Below are 9,095 nucleotides of genomic sequence, written 5' to 3' on the forward strand. Positions count from 1 at the left end.
GGATTATTATTTGTTGAATTTCTAGCAATCAAACAAGTATCAAACAATGCGGTATTTGAAAAATCATATAGCGGATTATTTGTAAATTGATTACTAAAATCGGCAAATTTGATTAAACAATGATCGAAATTATAATTAAAAGTATTTCCTTCTTTTTGAAAGTTGATTCCAAAATTACTAGAAGTGTGAATGATACAGTTCTTGAAATTTGCTTTATTTAATGCGTAAATCGCACTTCCATCATAATCATCTAATAAGATTCCTACTTGGTTAGGTGCAGGCCAATAATTTGCAAATGTACAATGTGTAAATTCATAACTTCCACCAAAACTTCCTGCAAAAGAAGCTTGACCACAATTATTGATAACGACATTTCTTCCTTCAATATTTCCGGTACGAGCTAAAATTCCAACGTTTGCACAATTATAAATTTGAGTATTTTCAATGTCTAAAGTAGGAGTCGAAGTGCCATCGTTTCCAGAAACTAGAATTCCTACTGTGGCATTTTTTATCGTTAGATTTTTTATTTGATTATTTGTACTTCCTTGGGTTAACCAAATGGTTCCCCATTGACCAGGAACTTCAGAAAAATCAGGCTCTAAACGATCGCCTTCAAAGATGACTTCGTTTTCTAAGGCTTCTGTTGATGAAGTTGTTCCATTCACATGAATAGAAGCATTATTAGCAACAATTAATCCTGATTCGGCATGAAAATGAATTCTCGCTCCAGCATCTACAACAAGGGTTTTGTTTGATGGAACTGCAGCATAACCATACACTACATAAGGTTTGGTATTGTTCCAATGTAATTCGTTTCCATTGATTGGATTAGTCTCTTCCAAAAATCTACCACGAATTGTAATAGGATTTCCGTCTCCATCAACACCTAAGTTTAGTTCATCGTAAGTGTAAGATTCATCTGGGTTTTGAACTCTTCCAGGATAAATAAAATAGGCATCTTGAATTAGCGTAACTAACTCCACTTTTTGGTGATTTGGATCTAATTCATCACCAAATAAAATTTTATCGGTATAGAGAAAATCAGTTGGATTTGCATCGGCAACTTCTGCTGTAACAGAAACAAAAATATACATGCTATCTTTAGCCAAAATTTCAACATTTTCAAATACTTGACCAGCCATTCCGTCAACCATTAGACGGTATTTTGATGCAGTTCCTTCTTTTAATCGAAGTGATGGAATCGAAATGTTTTTATCACTTCTGTTGTACACTTTTAGTGTATAAGTACTTGAGCCGATATCAGTAAAAACGGTATCTAAATAAACCGTGTCTTTAGAAAATTCCAAACCACCAGTTCTTGATTCAAAATCAAAATCGTTTCGGCATGAAGTTAATGAAACGGCAAAACCTATAAGTAATAAAAGTAATAAACGACGCATGTAATGTTAATTTTGGTAAATGTAATTATTAATTTTAAATCTGTAAAAACAAAATGTGTTTAAAATACTTACTAAAACGTTAAATCAGTTGAATTATTCTGTTCGGAATGCTTAATTTTACAAAAAATAAAGTTATGATGTTTGATAGAGAAAAAATGCTACAATTGTGTAACGATTGGAGCAAAAATACTTTAATGAATACCTTAGAAATAGTTTACACAGATGCAGGAGAAGATTTTCTGACCGCTACAATGCCAGTAAATCCAAGGGTGCATCAGCCTATGGGATTATTACATGGAGGAGCAACAGTTGCTTTAGCTGAAAGCGTTGGAAGTGCTGCTTCAATAATGTTTATTAATCCAGAAAAACAGGAAGTTCGTGGCATTGAAATTTCAGCAAATCATTTAAAGAGTAAACGCGAAGGGATGGTTACTGCTACAGCTAAAATTGTTCATAAAGGCGCAAGTTTGCATTTGTGGGAAATTAGAATTGTTGACGAACAAGGAAAGTTAATTTCATTGTGTAAATTGACAAATATGATACTTTCAAGAAGACAATAATGCAAGTTTTTCAAGGAATAAATACATTTCTATCAGAAAAAAAAGCCTTTGTTTGCTATGTAAAACCAAATGAAAACGTTTGGAATTTACTCGTACATCAAAATGATGAAATTATTGATTTTATCGGTCAAGCCGGATTTGTATTTATGCCTTTTCATGAAGGAAAAGAAATAGTAATTCCGTTTGAAGGGAATTTCTTTTCGCAAGGAAATATTGAAAATTTAGAGAAAAAATCGGCTGAAAATTTCATTTCTGAAAGCAATCAAAAAGAGACTTTTGAAGATTTAGTTTCCAAAGGAGTTTCGGCTATTCAACAAGGCGAATTTGATAAAGTAGTTTTGTCTCGAAGAATAGTTTTAAAAGATCAAATTTCAATTATCGAAACCTTTCAGAACTTGATTTCGACTTATCCAACTGCTTTTCGCTATTTGTTTTTTCATCCCAAAATTGGTTTATGGATGGGTGCAACGCCAGAACAATTGGTAAAAATCAATCAAAATCAGTTTGAAACAGTGGCTTTGGCTGGAACGCAATTGTATTCGGAAAATGTAATTTGGGCCACCAAAGAAATCGAAGAACAACAATTTGTAACGGATTATATTGTAACTAAAGTAAAAGATAAAGTAAATAATCTTATTGTATCTGATGCTAAAACAGTTGCAGCTGGAAATTTAGCACATTTAAAATCATTTATTTCGGGTGAATTAACTCCTGATTTTCAAGCGAATGATTTGATAAAAGCGTTACATCCAACACCAGCGGTTTGTGGTTTGCCTAAAGAACAAGCCATCGATTTTATTCTGAAAAATGAAGGTTATAATCGAAAATATTACGCGGGATTTTTAGGTGAATACAATAAAAACAATCAAACCGATTTATTCGTAAATTTACGCTGTTTAGAAGTAGAAAATGATGTTGTAAATATTTACGTAGGCTGTGGCATCACAAAAGACAGCAATCCAGAAAAGGAATTTATTGAAACGGAAAACAAATCCATGACCATGCGAAATGTTTTAGTTTCCAAAACCTTTTAAACTCTTAAACGATAAACTTATAAACTGAAAATGAAATTAGACATATTAGCTTTTGGAGCGCATCCAGACGATGTAGAATTAGGTTGTAGTGGCACGATTACCAAAGAAGTTAGCCTTGGAAAGAAAGTCGGGATTATCGATTTAACTCGTGGTGAGTTAGGAACTCGAGGTTCAGTGGAAATTCGTAATTCGGAATCAGCTAAGGCTTCTGAGATTTTAGGAGTTGTGGTGCGTGAAAATTTGGATATGCGTGATGGTTTTTTCATGAATGATGAAACACATCAATTGAAAGTAATCGAAATGATTCGCAAATACCAACCTGAAATCGTGTTGTGCAACGCTATTACTGATAGACACATTGACCACGGAAAAGGAAGCAAATTAGTTAGCGATGCTTGTTTTTTATCAGGATTGCGACAAATTAAAACCGAGTTGAATGGAGAAGCGCAAGAAGCATGGCGACCAAAAGTAGTATATCATTACATCCAATGGCAAAATATTGAACCTGATTTTGTTGTGGATATTTCGGACTTCATAGGTAAAAAAATGGAATCTGTGTTGGCTTATGGTTCGCAGTTTTATGACCCAAATTCAAAAGAACCGGTTTCACCAATTACTTCAAAAAACTTTTTAGATAGTGTAAAATATCGTGCTCAAGACCTTGGAAGGCTTGTTGGAGTAGAATATGCTGAAGGTTTTACAACTGAAAGATATTTGGCTGTCAATAGCTTAGGTGATTTGAAATAAAATTGTAGTAAAAAAGTAAAAAAAATCTTTGCAAGATAGAAGTAAACCCCTATATTTGCACTCGCAAAACAAATGGTGATTGTAGCTCAGTTGGTTAGAGCGTCGGATTGTGGTTCCGAAGGTCGCGGGTTCGAGACCCGTCTTTCACCCTTAACATTGGAAAGCCCTGAAGTAATTCAGGGCTTTTTTTATGGAATAAACTTTCTTCTTTTTTTGAATTAATTTTATTTGCGTTTTTATAGGTTTGTCTAAATGGATGAATTTTAAATATTTGCAAGTATTAATGTAAATAATAGATATAAAGACCCCCGTAAAAATACCTGGTTTGAAAATCAGGTATTTTTACGGGTTGTGTAGGAAATTATTTATTGCTATTTTTGAAAGAAGAATAAAATACTATTTTGAGAGATATTGATTAAAATATAAGAAAATATTGATTTAATATGATAAAACTAGAGTTAAAAAATAAGTTTAAATCTCTTGAACCTTTTCAAATTGAATTGCCTGATTTTGTTGTGTTTACAGGTTTAAATGGTGCTGGTAAAACACAAATTCTAAATGCTATTCAAAGTAATTTGCTTAGTTTAACTGATGAAAATAACATTCAATTAAATCCAAAGAAATATGTTACTTCTCAAACTTTATCTCCAAATAATAGTGGTGTTGCAACAAAAGAACAATTAAATCAAAATATACAAAATCTTTGGTCGCAATTTAATCAACATATTTCTAAAAGACAGCTTACCATACCACAGCAAAGAGCCCAACATTCAATAAATCAGTTAAATCAACACCAATTAAATATAGTTTCTGAGATTGCAAAATTTGCAAATAAAAAGGATATAGATTTGACAGCAGATGATTTTTATAATTTCTATCCTTTGAATGATGGAATGCAACAAATTGATATTTTTCATCAAAATTTTTCAAATTTATTTAAAAGATACCAAGATAAACTTGAAGATAATGAATATCGACAGTATAAAAATCAACAAAAAGGAGATACAAACACAACATTCCTATCAGATGAAGATTTTTTAAAAACTTATGGAGAACCACCTTGGTTATTAGTAAATAAAATAATTTCTGAAGCTAATTTAGATTATCATATTGGACAGCCAAAAAATTTGAATAGAGATGCTCCATATCAATTAAGACTTGTTAATAATAATAATGGTGCTCAAATAGATTTTGCGGATTTATCATCTGGAGAAAAAGTTTTAATGTCACTAGCTTTAGCTTTATATAATTCTAAGTTTGATATACAATTTCCTAAAGTTCTATTAATGGATGAGCCTGATGCTTCATTACATCCTTCAATGGCGCAAAAATTTATAAATGTAATTAAAGAAATTTTTGTTAATGAAAAAGGTGTTAAGGTAATAATGACAACTCATTCGCCCTCAACAGTTGCATTAGCAGATGAATGCAATTTATTTGTTGTGAACAAAACAGGGCGAAGAATTGAAAAAGCAAGTAAAGATTATGCATTAGGAATTCTTACTTCTGGGGTACCATCTTTTAGTATTAATTTTGAAAATAGAAGACAAGTTTTTGTAGAAAGTGAAAATGATGTTTCATTTTATGAAAAACTTTATATGAAACTAAATAATTTATTAAAGCCTGATGTTTCATTGACATTTATTTCATCAGGAGAAAGTAGAACAGATAAGAATGGAACAAAAATTTCCAATTGTAGTCAAGTAGTTAATGTCACTTCAGTTTTGAGAAATGCCGGTAATAAGTTTATTTGGGGTATAATTGATTGGGATAAGACTAATAAAACAAATGATTATGTTAAAGTTATTGGTGATGGAAAAAGATATAGTATTGAGTCCTATCTATTTGATCCAATTCTTTTAGCTGCTTTGCTTTTAAGAGAAAAGATAATTAATAGAGAAGAGTTAGGTTTAAATCAAAATCAAAATTATACAGATTTCAAAAATTTACCTCAAGATGATTTACAAAGAATAATTGATTTTATAATTAATTGTATATCTGGAGAATTTGATAAAACAGATTGTGAGTATATAAGATGTAAATATATAAATGATATTGAAGTTTCAATTCCGAAGTGGTATCTGCATAATAATGGTCATGATTTAGAAAGTAAAATTCTAAAAATTTTCCCAAAATTAAATGGAGTTAAAAAAGGTAAAGAAGAAGCTCTTAAATTAGAAATTATTGAAAAAGTTATTGATGACATTCCAGAATTACTTCCATATGATGTTTTAGAAACATTCAAATACATTCAGCAATAAAAAAAGCCCTGAAGTAATTCAGGGCTTTTTTTATTCCAAAAACTTTCTCTAAATCGAAGTATCAATTTTATACGTCATCGTGAGTGTTAACACATATTGAATTCCGACTTCCGTTTGGTTGGGATTGATGACTTTGTCAAAACCTGCGCTTGAAATTCCATCGTAGTAGAAGGTTTTATTTTTTCGGGCGATTTTCTTTAAATACGGACTTCGGTTGTTGTAATTGGTTTGAATTTCTGCCGTTTCAAAGGCTTGATAGGTTTTGTATTGTGTTTCTGGGAAAACGGTTGCAAATTCTTCTGTAGCATTTGGAGTTCCAACAATTCGCTTTCCAAACGATTTCATATATCTGATTTTTTTCGCTTCGGCTAAAACTAAGGCTTCATCAAAAAGAGCATTGTGAATTGCATTTGTATCAGAATTATAATAGTCCACTTTTATCACATCATGAATTTCAAAATCGGAAGCTAATGCAATTAATTTTTCCAAACTATTTACGTTTGAAGTTGTAATAATGATATTCTTTTTGATTTCAAATCCTTTATCCACTTGTTCCGAATTCAAGCCGCTCACTTCAAAATCATAGATTTTAGTTTGCGAAATAAAATCGATGTAAACGTTTTCTTTTTTAATTCCTAAGGTTTTAATTTTGTCTAAATATCCGTCAATTCGAGCATTAATTTTTTTACTGCAACCCGAAACGGTTTCGTCTTCTTCGTTTAAACCTAACGTAATCACAAAACCATCGGCTTTTTTGTTTTGAAGTAATTTTACAGTAACCGTTAAATGATTGTCGTTAATAGAAACCACGGCATTATTCGGTAAGTTACCCTGATTGTAATTGTTGCCGTTGTATGAGTTGTTTCCATAAATTTGGTTACCGCTAATTTGTGCCTGAGAAACGCTAAAAGTGAGCAATAAGGTAACAATAATCCAATTGATTTTTCCGTTTAAATGTAATACTGTTGTTTTCATAATTTTATATTTTTAAAGATTTGATGGCAATAGTACTTTGGAAATTAGAAAAACGTTTGGCAAAACCACTTTCCATTATCTGTAAAGATTTTTCGCTACATTTACAGTGGTTTTACAGTAGAAAAAAATTGCAATCCATTACTTTTGACTCGAATAAAATTCATGAATCCATTAGACGTATTTCAACAACTTAAAAACGATGTGCTTTTGACCTATCAGAAGCAGTATCCTTATTTTGAGGGAAATTGGAAAACGTTTAGTTCGCAAGACATTCAAAATTTAATCGATTTGATTGCCGTTCAAGTAAAACAAACCGTGAGCGAAAAATGGATTTACACGCATTTGAAAGTCGAAACCAACGATAAATTGCCGAGAAAAGATATGTTGGATATTTTATCGCAATTGGTCGGTTATTCGGGTTGGGATGAATATGTTTTTAAATGGAAAGAAGAAGTTACTCCTATAGTTTCTCATCCAAAACGAAATAATAAAGTTGTTTTTAGTGTTGGATTTATAGGTTTGTTTTTGATGGGAATTTTCATTTATCGTTATTTGAATAGGGAAGAAGTGCAAACTATTGAAGTGAAAAATGCCTTTACCGAAGAACAAATTAATAGCGATGAAGTAAAAGCGGTAATGATTGAAAATAATGAGGAAACACCAATTGAAATTGTAGATTCTAAAATTCAAATTACAGCTAAAGATAGTGCTAAGATTGTATTGAAAAGTCCCTATTATAAAGACAAAACGGTTGTTTTAGGAAAGGAAAATCCAAATGAAATCAACTTACAACCCGACGATTATGCGATGATGTTGAAAGGTTTTATGAAATCGGATATAAAAGATTGGGAAACCCGAAAAGAGCAATTACAAAAGATTTTAGCCGACGATTTAGAAGTTTTGGTGATGTTGAAAAACGATTTGGGAATCGAATATTTCAACAAGCAAGAATTTTCAGAAAAGTTGATTGTTCCTAGTGTTGCTTTGAAGCGAATGAAAGTGATTGATATTCAAAGTAATGATAAGAATGAGATTAAATTTATACGAATTATACAAGAATAATTTTTAAACACATAGTAACATAGTTTTGTTATGAAAGGGTTTGATTCCGAAGTTTCGCAAGTTTACTTTTTTTGAGTTTACATAGCTATGAACAACTCAAACAAGTTATTTTCTATGTTTCTATGTGGTTAATACAGAATATTATGGTAAGAAGAAGTTGTATTTTTATGTTTTTACTATTTACATTTTCCGTTTTTGGTCAAAATGCGAGTACACCTGCTTCAACTTCAATAAAGGCAAATTTTACAATGGCTTCGGTAAAAGCGTACCAGGAAAGCGCAACTTTAAAAGTGGAAGATTATTATCAATATCTGACTTTATTGTCAAGTGAATCAACATCCGAAACTTTAAAAGCTGAAATTAAAAGTAGCATTTACAGCTTATTTGAAAGCGAAAATATAAAAGTTATCGATTTTACCTCAACTGAAAATATTACTATTTCATTGCATGAATTGATTGATAAAATCACGAATAAGAACTTTTCATTTGCTGTAACTAATTTTGAGAATTCAATCGTAGCAGCGGACTATTGGACAACACAATACCAACTTATCGTTACACAAAACAAAATTCCAATGGAATTTCAATATTATCAAAAAATTGGCTTTAAGCCAGTTGTAAAATCTTTTGGTACCACTAAAAAAGAAGTTTGGACTTTGTTTTTAGGAGAAGTGACGTTACCATAAATTTTCTACTTTCCTGATTTCTGTATTTATCATGAAAGTAATTTCTTATATTTGGGACTTTAACACCAATTAAACAATGAGAAAATTACTTATCATCTTCATTGGAATTACCGCTTTTGGTCAATCTAATTTAGATAAAGAAACTGCTAAAATAGTAGATGAAGGCAAAATGCTTTATAATTCAGAAATGGCTTCTTGGTATGGTACCGATATTTTTATTGAACTCTATAAGAATTCAGAAAATATAGGAGGTTATTTTTCATATACAGAAAACGATGTTCCAAAATGTATCTTTTTTTCAAAAGATAAAAAACCAAGAGTTATTGGCACAATCAATTTTGAAGCTAAAATTAAATTGGAAACAGCAAAA

At 31.0% G+C, this 9,095-nt stretch carries 8 protein-coding genes, 1 tRNA gene and 1 pseudogene; 8 read left to right on the forward strand and 2 right to left on the reverse strand.

All coding sequences use genetic code 11. The features are described from left to right. A partial coding sequence (locus L6Q46_RS10465) for a right-handed parallel beta-helix repeat-containing protein (RefSeq protein ID WP_291284254.1) occupies positions 1 to 1,400 on the reverse strand: 1,400 nt, incomplete at its 3' end. A 134-nt stretch (positions 1,401 to 1,534) separates the two neighbouring features. On the opposite strand from L6Q46_RS10465, the gene L6Q46_RS10470 reads away from it, so the two are divergent. The 5 genes from L6Q46_RS10470 (at position 1,535) to L6Q46_RS10490 (ending at position 6,002) form a co-directional block, all read left to right on the forward strand. Further along, positions 1,535 to 1,960: a hotdog fold thioesterase gene (locus L6Q46_RS10470; RefSeq protein WP_262318475.1), complete on the forward strand. Its 426-nt coding sequence runs from the start codon at positions 1,535 to 1,537 to the stop codon at positions 1,958 to 1,960. Continuing rightward, on the forward strand, positions 1,960 to 2,994 hold the full coding sequence (locus L6Q46_RS10475) for an isochorismate synthase (protein WP_291284255.1): 1,035 nt from the start codon (positions 1,960 to 1,962) through the stop codon (positions 2,992 to 2,994). The genes L6Q46_RS10470 and L6Q46_RS10475 overlap by 1 nt, the downstream gene beginning before the upstream one ends. Before the next feature lie 30 nt (positions 2,995 to 3,024). Beyond that, positions 3,025 to 3,741 (forward strand): bacillithiol biosynthesis deacetylase BshB1, encoded by a 717-nt coding sequence (gene bshB1, locus L6Q46_RS10480; protein ID WP_291284256.1) that lies wholly within the window; start codon positions 3,025 to 3,027, stop codon positions 3,739 to 3,741. 74 nt (positions 3,742 to 3,815) lie between these two features. Next, positions 3,816 to 3,891, forward strand: a tRNA-His gene (locus L6Q46_RS10485). 293 nt (positions 3,892 to 4,184) lie between these two features. Next, the gene (locus L6Q46_RS10490; protein ID WP_291284257.1) at positions 4,185 to 6,002 is read left to right on the forward strand and encodes an AAA family ATPase; all 1,818 of its coding nucleotides are present in this window, start codon (positions 4,185 to 4,187) and stop codon (positions 6,000 to 6,002) included. A gap of 48 nt (positions 6,003 to 6,050) precedes the next feature. Here L6Q46_RS10490 and L6Q46_RS10495 read toward each other — a convergent pair whose 3' ends face one another. Further along, positions 6,051 to 6,977: an SIMPL domain-containing protein gene (locus tag L6Q46_RS10495; RefSeq protein WP_291284258.1), complete on the reverse strand. Its 927-nt coding sequence runs from the start codon at positions 6,975 to 6,977 to the stop codon at positions 6,051 to 6,053. A 162-nt stretch (positions 6,978 to 7,139) separates the two neighbouring features. On the opposite strand from L6Q46_RS10495, the gene L6Q46_RS10500 reads away from it, so the two are divergent. The 3 genes and pseudogenes from L6Q46_RS10500 to L6Q46_RS10510 all read left to right on the forward strand — a co-directional run. Further along, positions 7,140 to 8,039: a hypothetical protein gene (locus L6Q46_RS10500; RefSeq protein ID WP_291284259.1), complete on the forward strand. Its 900-nt coding sequence runs from the start codon at positions 7,140 to 7,142 to the stop codon at positions 8,037 to 8,039. Positions 8,040 to 8,206: 167 nt separating this feature from the next. After that, the gene (locus tag L6Q46_RS10505) at positions 8,207 to 8,725 is read left to right on the forward strand and encodes a hypothetical protein (protein WP_291284260.1); all 519 of its coding nucleotides are present in this window, start codon (positions 8,207 to 8,209) and stop codon (positions 8,723 to 8,725) included. 76 nt (positions 8,726 to 8,801) lie between these two features. Further along, positions 8,802 to 9,095, forward strand: a pseudogene (locus L6Q46_RS10510) (hypothetical protein); the annotation flags it as partial.

Origin of the sequence: Flavobacterium sp., assembly GCF_023151265.1 — a bacterium.
Classification (GTDB): Bacteria; Bacteroidota; Bacteroidia; order Flavobacteriales; family Flavobacteriaceae; genus Flavobacterium.

Coding starts and splice junctions, on each gene's coding strand:
- L6Q46_RS10470 (WP_262318475.1), top strand. CDS start 1,535: ATGATGTTTGATAGAGAAAAAATGCTACAATTGTGTAACGATTGGAGC.
- L6Q46_RS10475 (WP_291284255.1), top strand. CDS start 1,960: ATGCAAGTTTTTCAAGGAATAAATACATTTCTATCAGAAAAAAAAGCC.
- bshB1 (WP_291284256.1), top strand. CDS start 3,025: ATGAAATTAGACATATTAGCTTTTGGAGCGCATCCAGACGATGTAGAA.
- L6Q46_RS10490 (WP_291284257.1), top strand. CDS start 4,185: ATGATAAAACTAGAGTTAAAAAATAAGTTTAAATCTCTTGAACCTTTT.
- L6Q46_RS10495 (WP_291284258.1), bottom strand. CDS start 6,977: ATGAAAACAACAGTATTACATTTAAACGGAAAAATCAATTGGATTATT.
- L6Q46_RS10500 (WP_291284259.1), top strand. CDS start 7,140: ATGAATCCATTAGACGTATTTCAACAACTTAAAAACGATGTGCTTTTG.
- L6Q46_RS10505 (WP_291284260.1), top strand. CDS start 8,207: ATGTTTTTACTATTTACATTTTCCGTTTTTGGTCAAAATGCGAGTACA.